We start from the raw sequence: 15119 nt of genomic DNA, 5'->3' as shown, positions 1-15119 counted from the left end.
ATCGCTGGCAGTCCGTAAAATCTAAGCTGTATTTTGTTTTATCAATAAAATTGGGTATTACCTCAATTTCCTTTTTAATATCGAAAAAGTCTAATGTTTTTTGTTTTAAATCATCTGATACTGAGGTTACTACATCGCTTTTGTTAATGCTAAAGTTTACCGCAGGTTTGTAAAAAGGATGGTTCCCAACAAGGGTAATATCCGTGCCGTGCAAGGTTGTAATCATAGGTACAAAAATACCTTCTTCTTCCAGTATTTTCTTGGCCATATAACCCGCATAGGCATGCGGTATGGCATAGTGAACATGAAGTAATTCTATACCGTAAAGCTTAATTGTATCAACGAGTTTACTCGAAAGCGCTAATTCATAAGGTTGGTAGTGAAAAAGAGCATATTCAGGAACATGTACTTCATGGAAATGAATCTTATTACTCAATAATTCAAGTCGAACCGGTTGCCTGTATGTTACAAAATGTATTTCGTGTCCTCTATTGGCCAAGGCTATCCCTAATTCTGTAGCAACAACACCACTCCCACCAAAAGTCGGGTAGCAAACTATAGCTATTTTCATTTAATTAACGGTTTTAACGCTGTGCATCAACTATTTAAAAGTTCAGAAAACGAAACAACGCAGCTTTAATACAAATCTAATATTTAATTTCCTGCCTCATTGATAAGAGAATCATAAATTGCTTTTTGAATTCTTGTTCTCAACTCAGATTTCACCAAAAGTCTGTTTGTAGCAGATGGGTAGGTTCTGTTTGATAGAAAAACATAAACTATTTCTTCTTCCGGATCTGCCCATGTAAAAGTCCCCGTAAAACCACTATGTCCAAAACTTTTTCTGGAGACGCAACCACAGGTTGGGCCCTTCTCTACGAGTTGGGGCTTATCAAATCCTACTCCACGTCGTACATTTTTATCACAGAAATAGCATTTATTGAATTTTTCTATGGTCCGATCGTCTAAAAATCGATCACCTCCGTAATATCCTCCCTGAATATACATTTGCATAATTTTTGCCACATCGTTGGCATTACTGAACAAACCCGCATGACCTCCTACTCCACCTTGCATTGCTGCACCCATATCGTGTACATATCCCTGAACAAGCTGATATCTGTAATAGGTATCCACCTCCGATGGGACAATCATATTGACTGGGAATTTTTCCAATGGATTATATGTGGTATAGTTAGCTCCGAGAGGTTTGAAAAGGAAATTATCCATTAAATTATCCAAGCCGGAATTATAGCTGTCTTCAATATATTTTTTAAATATATAGTAAGGAACATCACTATAACGGTATCTGTTCGACTTAAGATTTTGTCTCCCTATTCGATCATAAATAGAATCTTTATAAGCGTCTTGCAGATACATATTGTCGGTAACCTTTATAGAAAATCCATCTGAGGGGGTATTTCTATAGAATTCCGGAGAAGGCCTCCTCTTATTATTTAATGTCTTCAAATAGAATGCAATCCAGGAGGGTAGTCTGCCGTAATGACTTAATGATTTCAGCACAGTTACATCTTTAAGTTCGGTATCCGCATATTCCGGTAATAAATCCTGAAAAGTATCATTTAGGGCTATTTTGCCATCTTCTTCCATCTTCATAATGGCAGGAAGGGTAGAGAGTATTTTTGTGAGCGAAGCAAGGTCGTAAATGTTATTAGTGGTTAATTCTTTTTTAGATTCATAAGTGGGCTTGCCAAAAGCTTTATTATAAATTACTTTTCCCTTTCTTGCAATCAGTACCTGAGCCCCCGGAAACATTAAAGAATCTAACCCATTTTGAACCAGGCGATCTACCTCAGCAAGTTTTATAGAACTCATCCCTACCCTTTCGGGTGTACTGTATCCTAAACGCAGTAAAGATTGGGTTTTAACCGAAGTATTGACGGGAAACTCAGAACTTACCGAAACCGGCAATACTCCTTTGGCACCTACTGCTCCAAACAAGACCTCAGCTGCTTTCTGCTGAGCAAGTCTACTATTTTGATAAGCCATAACAATACCATCTATATAATTAAAAGATGTAACATCTATTAGTGCATAAGGCTTGGCAAATACTGTAAGCACAACGTTGGAAGTCCTTTGCCTGGAAATTTCCTGCAGCCAAAAGAGTTCTTTTTGAGAAAATTTATATGGTTTCCATGGGCTTTCGTTGCTTTTATGCAAACCAATAATGATTAGATTAAAATCAAAAAGCTTCCTCTTAAGGGTGGCAATATCTTTGCCATTTACCTGCGTTACTTTTGCGTACTTATTTAAGGTCTCCAAAAATGGTGTATTTACACCATCACCAAATTTTACATAGGCAATTTTCTTATTTTCAAGTTTTTTGATACCAATAAGGTTTAGCTTATCGCTAAGTACCGTAATTGCACTCTCTATTGCCTCTTCATAGATTACATCATTTTCAGGGCTATTGAGGTCTTCAATGAGGTACTTTGTATCTATTGGACTGTAGTTGTGTAAGCCCGCTTTGAATTTGGCCATTAATATTTTTTTCACGGAATATCCAAGGCGTTGCTCAGATATAAGCCCATTCTGATAGGCCTTTAAAAATGTATCTTTACTTTTTTTAAAATCCTTGGGCATAAGTAAAATATCATTGCCAGACAAAAATGCTTCTAACTCGGTTATCCCGTTACTTGCAAAGTCCGAGACTCCTTTCATATTGAGGGCGTCAGTAAATATCAGCCCTTCAAATTTCAATTCATTTTTAAGCAAATTTGTAATTATATTTTTGGATAAAGAAGAAGGCCGCTTATTTTCAGGTTCCAATTCCGGTACATTTAAATGTGCAACCATAACACTGCTAAGCCCTTCTTTTATAAGTCTTTTATAAGGATATAATTCAATGCTGTCTAATCGTTGCCTTGTGAAATCTAATGTAGGCAGGGATTTATGTGAATCTACAAAAGTATCCCCATGACCAGGAAAATGTTTCCCGCTTGAAAGCACTCCTGCTCTTTCCATTCCTTTCATAAAAGCAATCCCCTTTAATGCAACATTCTCCCTGTCTTCACCAAAAGATCGATTTCCAATAATTGGGTTTCTGGGATCTATATTTATGTCGATATCAGGTGCGAAATTTATATGAACCCCAAGTCGATTTGCATGCCTGCCTATTTGATGCCCCACTTTTGAAACAATTGCAGTATCTGCTATTGCGCCCAGGGTCATATTCCATGGGAACGCGTAAGTTGAATCGAGCCTCATTGCCAGGCCCCATTCAGCATCCATTCCAATTAGAAGAGGTATTTTTGATAAGGATTGGTATTCATTAGTGAGTTTAGCTTGCCGCATAGGGCCTCCTTTGGAGAAAATCACTCCTCCTATCGCATGATCTTTTATTAGTCCCTTAATTCTTTGCGCTGCGGCTTTATCTTCCTCAGATGTTGCCAATACCATAAACAATTGCCCAATTTTTTCTTCAAGGGACATAACACTATACCTATCATTGACCCACGCTATCTGGGACAAGGTATCAGATGTCACCAGCGGTGAATATTGACCTCGGGCAACCAGTAATAAAGCAAAGAATAGAAAAGAAAGTAGGTATTTCCCCATAAATATTAAATTCTAGGTAACAACTTAAAACAAAATTAAATATTGTTTTTTTGTTAAACAATGCAGCCGTGGTGGGATATTAGAGTGCCAAAAGAGTCTAATCGGGCTATAAACACAATTTTATAAAAAACGACCATGCCAACTATCAGACGCCGGTACTTCCCAATTATTTATATATTCATATTTATTGGTAACCAAATTATTAAAAACTATTGTGTTTTTAGAAACTGCCTTATCCTTAGCCATTTTCTTAAAATCTCCTAATGGTTTATATGCAATATGTATGCCTTGTTTATAGGAAACATTCATTTTATCCAATAAAACTACATCATATTTCTTTTCGAGCTGTTGGATAAAATGTACCGAGGCATCAATAGAACATCCTGAAGCTGAGGCAAAATCCTGATCCAAAGCAATTATAATGAAGCGTTTATATTTAATTTCATACCCTGCCCTAAGGTCGCTTCCATGGGCTGTCCATTCAGATATAAATCTGTCCAGGGCAGCTGTTATTTCAACAAGTTCTTCTTCTGAAAAACTTCTGTTAGCCTGGTAAATCCAAACTCTTGCCGTTTCGGTTAATGAATCAAAATTTACCAGCATCTTTTCTTTTGCATTTCAATTGAATTTATATAGTCAAAACAATTCTGTTAATCTAGTCAAAGATCCTCGGCATTAGCTATCATCTCAGCAATATCCATTACCTTTATGGAAGCTTCTTTTTCCTTATTTTTTAATCCGTCGGTCATCATTGTATTGCAAAACGGACAGGCTGCAGCAATAATCTCTGGCTGTGTTTCCAGGGCCTGCTCAGTACGTTCAATGTTTACATCCTTATCTCCTTGCTCTGGTTCTTTAAACATTTGTGCCCCTCCTGCTCCACAACACAAACCTTTTTTTCTGCAATTCTTCATTTCAACCAGTTGGGCATCCAGTTTTTTTATGATATTCCTTGGCGCCTCATATATGTTGTTGGCCCTTCCAAGGTAGCAAGGGTCATGAAAGGTAATACGTTTACCCTTATAGCTACCACCTTCCATGGTAATTCTTCCATCTTCCAATAACATATTTATGAATTGGGTGTGATGCATAACCTTATAATTACCTCCTAATCCCGGATATTCATTTTTAATAGTATTAAAACAGTGTGGACAAGCGGTTACAATACTTTTTATTCCATAGGCATTCATCACTTCTATATTAGTTACCGCCTGCATTTGGAACAAAAACTCGTTTCCTGCCCGTTTTGCAGGATCCCCGGAACAACTTTCTTCGGTTCCAAGAACTGCAAAACTCACATTGGCCCTTTGAAGAATTTTCACAAAAGCCTTAGTAATTTTCTTGGCCCGGTCGTCAAAACTACCGGCACAACCCACCCAAAATAAAACTTCTGGCTGCTTACCTTCGGCAAAAAATTCTGCCATAGTAGGTACTTTCAACGCTTCATTCATGATCTTGTTAATTTTGCTTTTTAAGATTCATCGGTCCAATTAAGCCTATCCATTTGATTAAATGGCCAGGGTGCTCCATTATTTTCTATATTTCCCATCATAACATTGAGATCACTTGGCGCGGCCGATTTTTCCATAACCAGATACTGACGCATACTAATTATTATCGATAATGGGTCTATGCTTACCGGACAAGCTTCCACGCATGCATTGCAGGAAGTACAGGCCCATAATTCTTCAGGTAAGATAAAATCGCCCAATAATTGACGGCCATCTTCTATGAATTTTCCTTTATTGGCATCCATATTACTTCCAACCTCTTCTAACCTATCACGAGTATCCATCATTATTTTCCTTGGCGATAGTTTCTTACCTGTAAGGTTCGCGGGACATTCACTGGTACACCGTCCACATTCTGTACATGTATAAGCGTTCAACAACTGCACCTTACTAAGATCCATAACATCAGAAGCCCCAAATTTATCAGGAGGGGGGGCATCTTCCGCTGGTGCTGCAAACGGATCAGCATTAGGATCCATCATCAATTTTACTTCTTTGGTCACTGCTTCAAGATTATCAAACTGACCAGGACTGGTAAGTTTTCCAAAATAGGTGTTTGGAAAGGCGAGTAAAATGTGTAGATGTTTTGAATAATACAAATAATTTAGAAAGGCCAATATTCCCACTATATGCATCCACCAGGCAATGCGTTCAATCAGAATTATATTATTCACAGACATTCCATCGAAAATGGAGGTAATGAATTGACTAACGGGAAAAAGACCGGCTTTTGTATAATGGGGTACATCCATAAGCTGAAGTTGATAATCTGCAGCATTCATGGTTAGGAACAAAGCCATTAAAACCAATTCTATGTATAAAATAAGGTTGGCATCCATTTTTGGCCAGCCCTTCATTTCAGGCTTAATAAAACGCTTTATTCTTATGAGGTTTCTTCGTAACCAGAAGATAACTACCGCCAATATTACCAGAAAAGCAAGGACTTCAAAGGAAGCTATAAGAATGTTGTAAATATTACCAAGGGGTGCAAAAACTCTATGGGTACCAAAAATACCATCAATAATAATCTCCAGTACTTCGATATTGATAATTATAAACCCGAGATAAACAATAAGGTGTAATAAACCTGCTATTGGTCTTACTACCATTTTGGTTTGCCCTAAAGCTATACGGGCCATATTCTTAAAACGCTGAGGCTTATTGTCTGAAGGCATTTCACCCCTGCCAAGATTAATATTCCTGCTAAGCTTCTTCACGTTCCTGGTAAAATAACCAATCCCGGCTAGCAAAATAATAAGAAAAATTACATTTGGCAGATACTGCATCTATTCATTGGGTTTATTTATGGCAGGATCATCTTCAGGAATCTCATATTCTTTTTGTTTTTTCCCAAAAACTGATACATTTACATAGCGCTTAGGATTTAATCGAAAATCCTGAAGAAGGAGGTCTAATTCTTTGGAAGCCTCAGATAGATTGTTATACAGTTCCTCATTATTTACCAATTTACCAAGAGTACCTTCGCCCTTTTCAATTTTAGCTAACATTTTATCCAAATTACTTATTGTAGATTCCAAGCTTCTTATAGTATTGGTCAGTCCCACTTCTGCGATAGAATCTGAGAGAACTGAAAAATTAGTTGTAATGGTATTTATGTTGGTAATAGAACTGTCTAGTTTATTTTTATTATCCGCTAATAATGTATTTAGAGTGGCAGCACTAGATTGAAAACTTTGAACCGTAGTATTGAGGCCCTTGATACTTTCTCTTAAGTTTCTTTTTGTCTCTTCATCCAATACTTCATTGAAATTTAATAACAAAGAATCCGCATTAGACACCGCTCCTTCTATTTTAGACTGTAATGGTGCTAATTTTTGCTGTAGCAAATCTGTTAGTCCAGGCTTAATATTAGATGATAAAGTATCCCCGGATTGCGCAATTGGCGCACCATCAAATACCGGATTTATTTGTATCCCTTTACCTCCTATAATCCCAGTATCATAGAGTTCTGCAATGCTATTTTTAGAAAACTCAAAATCACTGTCAACCGAAAAAGCAACAAGCAGCTTACCACTTCCATTTTTAAAGGTAATTTTATTCACATTTCCCACATTGAAACCATTAATGGATATCTGTGTTCCGGGTTGCAATCCACCTACGTGACTGTAAATGGCGTAAAAGGTTTTGCTATTATTAAAAATAGGGGTTGCTTTAAGAAAAGTGAAGCCCATGACAAACAGCAAAATACCTCCAATAACGATTATTCCTGTTTTGATTTCCCTGGATAGCTTCAAACGTTTAGATTTAGATTACAAACAAAATTAGAAATAAATTTTACAAGATCTACAATTATTCGGAGACGTATTTTAAGGCCTCAGGAACGGGTATTCTTTTCCCATCCTTGTAGGCTACAATGAAGGAAGTAGGATATCCTTTGGCATCGGCATTCGCCTTATACAATTTTGCCTGAGAATAGGAATTGGTTTTCCCGTACATGTATCTTACAAAGTTCTTATGGCGCTCTGTTGAAAGGGTGCTCAATCCATTAAATTCCTCGGAAAGCAACGGTAAAACCCTGGAACTGGCCAACAACTGTACTTTGAAAACTATTTTTGAGTCCGATACTACTTCTTCCTTTTTTTTCTCTTCTTTTTTTATCTCTTCTACCTTTACCATTTCTTCTTTTGGTTCATCAACATTTGGTGTCTTAATAGGTTCTTCAATCGCTTTAACCGGCTCATCTATTACTTCTTCCTTAACTACTTCTTTTTTTGGTTGTGGATTATCTTCCTCCTTTAATAAACTTTCAGCAGGTTTTTCCGGAGCAACTTCAGTAGTTTCAGTCACAGGCAAGTTGGTAGCAGCAATGGCAATTGGTTCTTTGATTTCCTTTTTTGTAACCTGATCATTAATTTCCGGGACTGGTGTGGTTTCCATCTCATTGGGGGTAGCTTCCTCAGTCTTAGTTGCTGTAGCAATTTCCCTGGAAGACGCCGCATCCTCCAGATTAATCCTGGTGTTATTTTTATAATTAATAATGGCCTCAGCAATAGCATCGCCCATTTCTTCCTGCCCTTTTTTAGAGTTTAGGTATAATCCTTCTGACTTATTAGTAAGAAAACCTGTTTCGATTAAAACACTGGGCATAAAAGTTTGATGCAGCACAATAAAACCGGCCTGCTTAACCTTTCTGTCATTTCGGCTCAAGTTGTTTGAAAAATTGTCTTGCATCATTTTGCCTAGCATAATGCTTTGATCCAGAAATTCTTCCTGCATAATAGTTAAGCCAATTACGGATTCAGGTGAGTTAATATCATAAGCGGCATAACGAGATTCATAATTATCTTCAAGATAAATCACGGAGTTTTCCTTTTTTGCAATTTCAAAGTTCTGTTTATTGGCATGTAAACCAAGTACAAATGTTCCGGCTCCGTTGGCATCAGAAGTGTGTGAATCACAATGTACAGAAACGAAAAGGTCTGCATTTGCCTTATTGGCAATTTCTCCTCTGACAAACAGATCTACAAAAGTATCATCCTTTCTTGTATATATAACCTTGATATCCGGATTGGATTCTAATTTCCTACCAACATTTAATACGATACTTAAAGCTATATTCTTTTCCATATAGCCATTGCCCAAATTGCCAGGATCGTGACCACCATGGCCTGCGTCTAATACCACAGTAAATTGATCCGCTTGAGGATCTGAATCGCCTTTATCATAAGAGCACAGCAAGAAAAATGTTATTGCCAGGGGAATGAAAAATAATTTATTAAACTTCATTTATTTTAGAGTTATATTTTATAGAAAATGAAACAATTGTAATGACCTAAAATCTCTTCCTAAGGTAAAATTCTTTTGGATTTATTTCTATTGCAATTCAAAAATACAATTATCATTTTTCATCTGCTAAAAGGATTTTACTAGCATTTGTTATGGTTAAATTTATTGTAATGTCCTACTAGCAGACCAAAAAATATATGTAAGTTTGACTACCAAAAACGAAGCCTTACCGTTACAAAAATAGGATTTATCGCTTTGCAATCAAACAAACATTCTCTACTTTTCTTATTACTGCTTATCATTGGCATTATTCCGCTCTCTGCGCAGGAAGATCTGATGAGACCATTACCCATTAAAGCTGTGGGAGATACCATAGTTGCGCCTCTAATGCCTGCTCCTGTAGTTTTAGATACAGTTTTGACCGATTCTACACAGACAGATTCAATTAATGGCAAAGAAGGAATTATATCAGATAAAATTAAATATAAGGCGAAGGATTATGTTAAATTAAGTCAGAAAGATCAAAAGATTTACCTCTATAATGAAGCTGAAATTTATTATCAGGATACCGAATTGAAAGCTGGAATAATAGTAATGGATTACATAAAAAATGAAGTCTATGCCGGACGTATTAAAGATTCACTGGGTAATTATTCGCAAATTCCCTATTTTAAACAAGGAGAAAACGTTGTAATTCCAGATTCAATTCGATTTAATTTTGACACACAAAAAGCCCTGATTTATAATTCCAGAACAGAACAGCAGGCTGGTTTAGGACAACTTGGATCTGATGCCATGAAGGTTTATGCTTCGGTTACTAAAAAGGAAAACGATTCGGTATACTTTTTAAGTGAAGGAAGACTTACCACAGCAAAAGATAGTGTAAATCCGGATTATTATATTCGTGTTAGAAAAGCAAAGTTTGTACCTAAAAAAAAGGTTATTGCCGGATTCAGTAATTTATATATCGCGGATGTACCTACCCCAATTGCATTGCCTTTTGCATATTTCCCATTGACTTCAGGAAGAACTGCAGGAGTAATGATGCCCACATTTGGAAACGACCCGGACAGGGGATATTTTTTGCAAAACCTGGGTTACTATGTCCCTATTAATGACTATGTAGACCTAACACTTACTGGTGACCTGTATACCAACGGTAGCTGGGGTTTCAGAACACAATCTGTTTATTCCAAGCGCTATAAATACAGGGGTAACTTTAATTTTAGATATGAAAATCAGGTGACTAGTCAAAAGGGATTTGATGATTACAGCCGGGGAACTATTTACAATATTCAGATTTCACATTCTCAGGATTCAAAATCCAACCCTAATTCCAGATTGTCCGCATCTGTTAACCTTGGTAGCAGCCAGTACTATAGAAACTCTTTACTGCAACAAAATTTACCCAATACACAAATAAATAATCTGTCATCATCTATTTCATATTCCAGGACTTTCCCAAAGTATCCTTCGGTAAATGTTAGTTTAACAGCTACTCACAATCAAAATACAAATACAGATGCAGTAAATCTTACACTTCCAACACTGCAAGCCAGTTTAGAACGAATTTTTCCATTTGCCAAAGAAGATGGTATAAAAAAAGGAGCATTACAGAATATAAATTTTCAATATGATCTTAATGCCCGTAACAGCATAGTAACCACCAGTGAAGATTTTGGATCCTCAAAAATGTTTAATGATGCCCAGGTTGGTGCCAGAAATCGCATCCCGATAAGTACAAATTTTAAAGTTGCCAAATATTTTAGTATGAGTGTAGGCGGTAATTATGAAGACGTCTGGACCTTACAAACATTTAATCAACGTTTTGATTCAGAAACTCAGGAAGTTGTTACCGATACTATAAAGGGGTTTGATAGGTTTAATCAATACAGTCTTAACGGTAGCGTTGGAACAACTGTTTATGGTACATTTAACCGGGGGGAAGATAAAAAGATACAGGCTATACGCCATATAATGAGACCTTCCGTAAGTTACGGCTGGGCTCCTTCGTTTGATCAATATTATGATGAATATATAAATGGAATCAGCGGAGACACCATTGAGTATACGCGTTTTCAAAACACCCTTTATGGGGCACCCCGGAGCGGTAAATCGAGTGCTTTAAGTTTTTCTCTTGCCAATACGCTAGAAGCCAAAGTGCGTGACAAAGATTCCACGGCTCTTGAACCAAAAAAAGTCATGTGGCTTAATAGTTTTAATTTATCTACAGGGTATAATTTTCAGGCAGATTCTCTAAATTTAAGTCCAGTTAGTCTAACAGGAGGCACCAATATTCTTGAAAATAAAATGTCTATTAACTTTGGTGCCAATCTTGATCCTTATGCAATAGACAATAATGGCAGGCGTATAAATACGTTTAATATTAGTAATGGAGGTAGCTTGTTCAGACTTACCTCGGCGAGGGCCAATGTAAGTTATTCGTTGAACAGTAAAGATTTTCAACCAAGCAAAGACCGGGAGGAATATCCGACGGAAGGTGATGCCTATGTTGCAGCCAGTGGGGGAAGAACTGATGATCTTTTCGGAAAAGCAAATAATTTTGATGAAAGCAGATTTGATGATCGAGAAGAAGGCGATATAGAGAATCCGACTTATCAGAATAAAATAGAATGGGATCTTCGCCTGCAATATGCTGTTACCTATAGTAATAGTAACAGACAGAATCAAATTTCGAACAATTCTCTCATGTTTTCAGGAAATATTACACTTTCCCCTGGTTGGGATGTTGGTGTGTCTTCTGGTTATGATTTTGTGAGAAAAGGGTTCACCGTTACCCAACTTCGGTTTAGGCGCGATCTGAAAAGTTTTAAATTGAATTTTGACTGGACCCCGTTTGGTGATTTTGAAAGATGGTACTTTTTTATTGGAATTAAAAGCTCCATTCTTAAGGATCTTAAATTTGAAAATAGAAGTCAGCCTCCTCCGAGGTAATATCAAAAGGAAAAAAACAGTATTCTTCTGTATACTGATCTTTTTTTTAAGTAGCTTAACTGTCTAAAGGTAAATTAAAAAAGCATGAGAAAAATTGTAAATACCCCTAATGCCCCGGCCCCTATTGGACCATATAACCAGGCTGTTTTGAGCGGTAATACCTTATATATTTCGGGACAAATCCCTCTGGATCCTTCAAGCGGTAAACTCATTGAAGATGATATAAAGAAGGAAACGCTGCAATGCATGGAAAATTTAAAAGCAATACTGGAAGCTGCCGACATGACTTTTAAAGAGGTAGTTAAAGCCACGATCTTTGTTAAGGATATGAATTGCTTTTCAGATATTAATGAAGTTTATGGCTCATTTTTTAATACTGAAACTGCTCCTGCCAGGGAAACCGTTGAAGTTTCAAATCTTCCAAAATTTGTAAATGTAGAGATTTCAATGATTGCCATCAGATAGTTTCCTTGTGAAATTCAACTAAGCCTTCAATTGGTCTTTGACGAATAACACCCACAATTAAATCATTTCTCTCCAGTATGGCTGTTAATTCATCCTTAAGAAAATAGGCAATACTCCCAACAAAATTTATTGGCACTTTGGTAGCTAATTCAAATTGCATGATGTAATTATTTACAAATTGCTGAAGACCTTTGTCTATAACCCCCTTGCAATAGGGATGTTCCTTATTCTCAATAAGGAATCTGGCAAATGTAGCGAGGTAGGTATTTGGATTTGGTTGCTTGTAAAGGTTTTCCTTAATTACATCGGCATCAAGGTCGTACTCTTTGTCGAATTTAATTCCCAGGTCCTGCGGCATTTTGTGAAAATAGTAATCACGAATTAATTTCCTCCCAAAGAAATTTCCACTTCCGTCATCCATAGGAATATAACCAAGAGATGTTACTTTTTGAAACAATTGGTGACCATCATAATAGCTGCAATTAGATCCCGTACCCAAAATACACACAATTCCCTGATGTCCAATTTTTGTTGTGGAATAGATAGCCGCAAAAGTATCTTCCTTAACTTCTGCCTTCGCATTTGGAAAATATGATTTGAAAATAGTTTTGAGGAATTTCTTCATTCTATCCGTGCCGCAACCGGCACCATAAAAATAAAGTCTCTTAACTTTCTCTTTGTTTTTAGACAACTCAAAATTATTGGCCAACCTGTCTTCAATAACCTCCCGTGTTAAGACCTCAGGGCTAAGTCCCAAAGTTTGAGTAAAAAATAACTCTTTCCCTTTATCGTCCAAGGCAATCCAATCAGACTTTGTGGCACCGCTATCAACTATTAATATCATAAACCGAAAATTAAAAAAGAATCCTCAAATTAAGCAAAGTTTTGCTTATTTCGAGGATTCTTACTTATAAAAAAATAATTAATTACAATGTAGAAATATATTGTGCAAGGTCTAACAATTTATTAGAATAACCTGCTTCATTGTCATACCAGGAGATTACTTTGAAAAATTTTGAATTCAATTCAATTCCGGCACCGGCATCAAATATACTGGTACGGGCGTCACCAATAAAATCCTGGGAGACTACAGCCTCCTCCGTATAACCTAATATACCCTTCAGCTCACCTTCTGAAGCCGCTTTAAAAGTCTTCTTGATATCTTCATAAGAAGTTTCCTTTTCCAGACGCACAGTTAGGTCAACAACAGAAACATCTGCCGTAGGCACCCTAAATGCCATCCCGGTAAGTTTGCCTTGCAGGGAAGGTATAACTTTGGTTACTGCTTTGGCAGCTCCTGTTGAAGCTGGAATAATATTCAACAACGCACTTCTACCACCTCTGTAATCCTTGCGTGAAGGTCCGTCAACTGTAAACTGAGTGGCTGTGGTAGCATGTACAGTAGTCATTAAAGCTTCTGCTATCCCATAATTGTCATTCAACACTTTGGCCAAAGGCGCTAAACAGTTAGTAGTACAAGAAGCATTAGATACTATTGTATCAGAAGCTTTTATATCTTTATGATTTACACCCATTACAAACATGGGAGCGTCTTTTGATGGTGCAGAGATAACTACTTTTTTAGCTCCCCCATCTATGTGGTATTGTGCAGTTTCCAGAGTTGTAAAAATACCGGTGCATTCAGCAACATATTCTGCTCCTACTTCGTCCCATTTTAAAACTTTCGGATCCCTTTCACCCGTAATTCTAATAGTTTTTCCATTAACGATCAAGTTGCCATTTTTTACAGCAACTGAACCATCAAAACGGCCATGTACCGAGTCATATTCCAACAAATATGCAAGGTGTTCCACATCTAATAAATCATTGATAGCCACAACCTCTACATTATCTCTTTTCACTGATTCCCTGAAAACAAGTCTACCAATTCTACCAAATCCGTTAATTCCAATTTTTAGTGTTGACATTTTTTATTGTTTAAGATTAAAACTATATAGTCATTATATCAGAAACCCTGATGAGTTCCTTATCAATTTTTGTTTTCCCTTTTATGGCATCACTTACAGGGGTAAACGTGATTTTATTATCAATAATACCAGCCATTAAATTTGTTTTGCCCTCTAACAGCGCTTCAACAGATTTTACTCCCATTCTACTGGCCAGTACCCTATCAAAACAAGAAGGGGCTCCACCTCTTTGCATATGACCAAGAACACAAACCCGAACATCATATACAGGAAGATTTTTCTCGACAAATTCTTTTAGTTCGTACACATTTTTTCCTGTGGTTCTATCTCCTTCTGCTACTACTACAATACTTGAAGATTTTCCCCTGGCTTTGCTACGTGTTAAGGAATCTAATAATCTATCTAAACCCAAATTCTCTTCGGGAATAAGTATCTCTTCTGCACCGGCACCTACTCCAGAATTAAGGGCTATATGACCTACATCCCGGCCCATTACTTCTACAAAGAAAAGTCTGTGATGAGAACTTGCCGTATCTCTGATCTTATCAATTGCTTCTACAACTGTATTAAGGGCAGTATCAAAACCAAGAGTGTATGTTGTTCCAAAAATATCATTATCTATTGTTCCGGGAATACCAATAAAAGGCATTTTGTACTCTTCATAAAACGCAAGCGCTCCTGTGAAGCTTCCATCCCCTCCAATTACCACAAATGCATCAATATTATTTGCAATCAACTGATCATAAGCTTTTTTACGCCCCTCTGGGGTCCTAAACTCATCGCACCTTGCAGATTTAAGGACAGTACCTCCCTTATTAATGATATTATTAACGCTACGGGCATTCATTGGAAGAAAATCTCCTTCAATCATCCCCTCATAGCCTCGATAGATCCCAATACAATCTTTCTTAAAATATGCACAGGTACGTACTAC

At 37.0% G+C, this 15119-nt stretch carries 12 protein-coding genes; 2 read left to right on the top strand and 10 right to left on the bottom strand.

From position 1 onward, the window contains the following. The 7 genes from bshA to WBN20_RS10470 all read right to left on the bottom strand — a co-directional run. On the bottom strand, positions 1-571 hold a 571-nt coding region (bshA, locus tag WBN20_RS10500; protein ID WP_424281644.1), incomplete at its 3' end, for an N-acetyl-alpha-D-glucosaminyl L-malate synthase BshA. Between the two features lie 83 nt (positions 572-654). After that, positions 655-3579: a glycoside hydrolase family 3 N-terminal domain-containing protein gene (locus WBN20_RS10495; RefSeq protein ID WP_424281643.1), complete on the bottom strand. Its 2925-nt coding sequence runs from the start codon at positions 3577-3579 to the stop codon at positions 655-657. A 120-nt stretch (positions 3580-3699) separates the two neighbouring features. Continuing rightward, the gene (locus WBN20_RS10490; protein ID WP_424275246.1) at positions 3700-4182 is read right to left on the bottom strand and encodes an ABC transporter ATPase; all 483 of its coding nucleotides are present in this window, start codon (positions 4180-4182) and stop codon (positions 3700-3702) included. A gap of 56 nt (positions 4183-4238) precedes the next feature. After that, a complete protein-coding gene (locus WBN20_RS10485; RefSeq protein ID WP_424281642.1) occupies positions 4239-5030 on the bottom strand; it encodes a (Fe-S)-binding protein in 792 nt (263 codons plus the stop codon). Between the two features lie 20 nt (positions 5031-5050). Beyond that, positions 5051-6376 carry a 4Fe-4S dicluster domain-containing protein gene (locus tag WBN20_RS10480; RefSeq protein ID WP_424275244.1) on the bottom strand — a complete coding sequence of 442 codons (1326 nt, stop codon included), beginning with the start codon at positions 6374-6376 and terminating at the stop codon, positions 5051-5053. Then, on the bottom strand, positions 6377-7345 hold the full coding sequence (locus tag WBN20_RS10475; protein WP_424275243.1) for an MlaD family protein: 969 nt from the start codon (positions 7343-7345) through the stop codon (positions 6377-6379). A 55-nt stretch (positions 7346-7400) separates the two neighbouring features. Next, on the bottom strand, positions 7401-8837 hold the full coding sequence (locus WBN20_RS10470; protein ID WP_424281641.1) for an N-acetylmuramoyl-L-alanine amidase: 1437 nt from the start codon (positions 8835-8837) through the stop codon (positions 7401-7403). A 255-nt stretch (positions 8838-9092) separates the two neighbouring features. On the opposite strand from WBN20_RS10470, the gene WBN20_RS10465 reads away from it, so the two are divergent. Both WBN20_RS10465 and WBN20_RS10460 read left to right on the top strand, forming a co-directional pair. Beyond that, positions 9093-11792 (top strand): putative LPS assembly protein LptD, encoded by a 2700-nt coding sequence (locus WBN20_RS10465; RefSeq protein ID WP_424281640.1) that lies wholly within the window; start codon positions 9093-9095, stop codon positions 11790-11792. Between the two features lie 84 nt (positions 11793-11876). Next, positions 11877-12257: a RidA family protein gene (locus WBN20_RS10460; protein ID WP_424272249.1), complete on the top strand. Its 381-nt coding sequence runs from the start codon at positions 11877-11879 to the stop codon at positions 12255-12257. Here WBN20_RS10460 and WBN20_RS10455 read toward each other — a convergent pair. From WBN20_RS10455 to WBN20_RS10445, 3 genes are all read right to left on the bottom strand, one after another. Beyond that, a complete protein-coding gene (locus tag WBN20_RS10455; protein ID WP_424272250.1) occupies positions 12250-13101 on the bottom strand; it encodes an N-acetylglucosamine kinase in 852 nt (283 codons plus the stop codon). The genes WBN20_RS10460 and WBN20_RS10455 overlap by 8 nt on opposite strands. Before the next feature lie 82 nt (positions 13102-13183). Next, a complete protein-coding gene (gap, locus tag WBN20_RS10450; protein ID WP_424272251.1) occupies positions 13184-14185 on the bottom strand; it encodes a type I glyceraldehyde-3-phosphate dehydrogenase in 1002 nt (333 codons plus the stop codon). Positions 14186-14207: 22 nt separating this feature from the next. Then, positions 14208-15119 (bottom strand): ATP-dependent 6-phosphofructokinase (locus WBN20_RS10445; RefSeq protein ID WP_424281639.1); only part of this gene is annotated, 912 nt, incomplete at its 5' end.

Origin of the sequence: Eudoraea sp., assembly GCF_049665975.1 — a bacterium.
Taxonomy (GTDB): domain Bacteria; phylum Bacteroidota; class Bacteroidia; order Flavobacteriales; family Flavobacteriaceae; genus Eudoraea.
The sequence above is the reverse complement of the archived record's forward strand: the minus strand, read 5'-3'. Positions and strand labels throughout refer to the sequence as shown.

Bases quoted from the DNA above. Each gene is read 5' to 3' on its own strand.
- WBN20_RS10495 (WP_424281643.1), bottom strand. From the start codon at position 3,579: ATGGGGAAATACCTACTTTCTTTTCTATTCTTTGCTTTATTACTGGTT.
- WBN20_RS10490 (WP_424275246.1), bottom strand. From the start codon at position 4,182: ATGCTGGTAAATTTTGATTCATTAACCGAAACGGCAAGAGTTTGGATT.
- WBN20_RS10485 (WP_424281642.1), bottom strand. From the start codon at position 5,030: ATGAATGAAGCGTTGAAAGTACCTACTATGGCAGAATTTTTTGCCGAA.
- WBN20_RS10480 (WP_424275244.1), bottom strand. From the start codon at position 6,376: ATGCAGTATCTGCCAAATGTAATTTTTCTTATTATTTTGCTAGCCGGG.
- WBN20_RS10470 (WP_424281641.1), bottom strand. From the start codon at position 8,837: ATGAAGTTTAATAAATTATTTTTCATTCCCCTGGCAATAACATTTTTC.
- WBN20_RS10460 (WP_424272249.1), top strand. From the start codon at position 11,877: ATGAGAAAAATTGTAAATACCCCTAATGCCCCGGCCCCTATTGGACCA.
- WBN20_RS10455 (WP_424272250.1), bottom strand. From the start codon at position 13,101: ATGATATTAATAGTTGATAGCGGTGCCACAAAGTCTGATTGGATTGCC.
- gap (WP_424272251.1), bottom strand. From the start codon at position 14,185: ATGTCAACACTAAAAATTGGAATTAACGGATTTGGTAGAATTGGTAGA.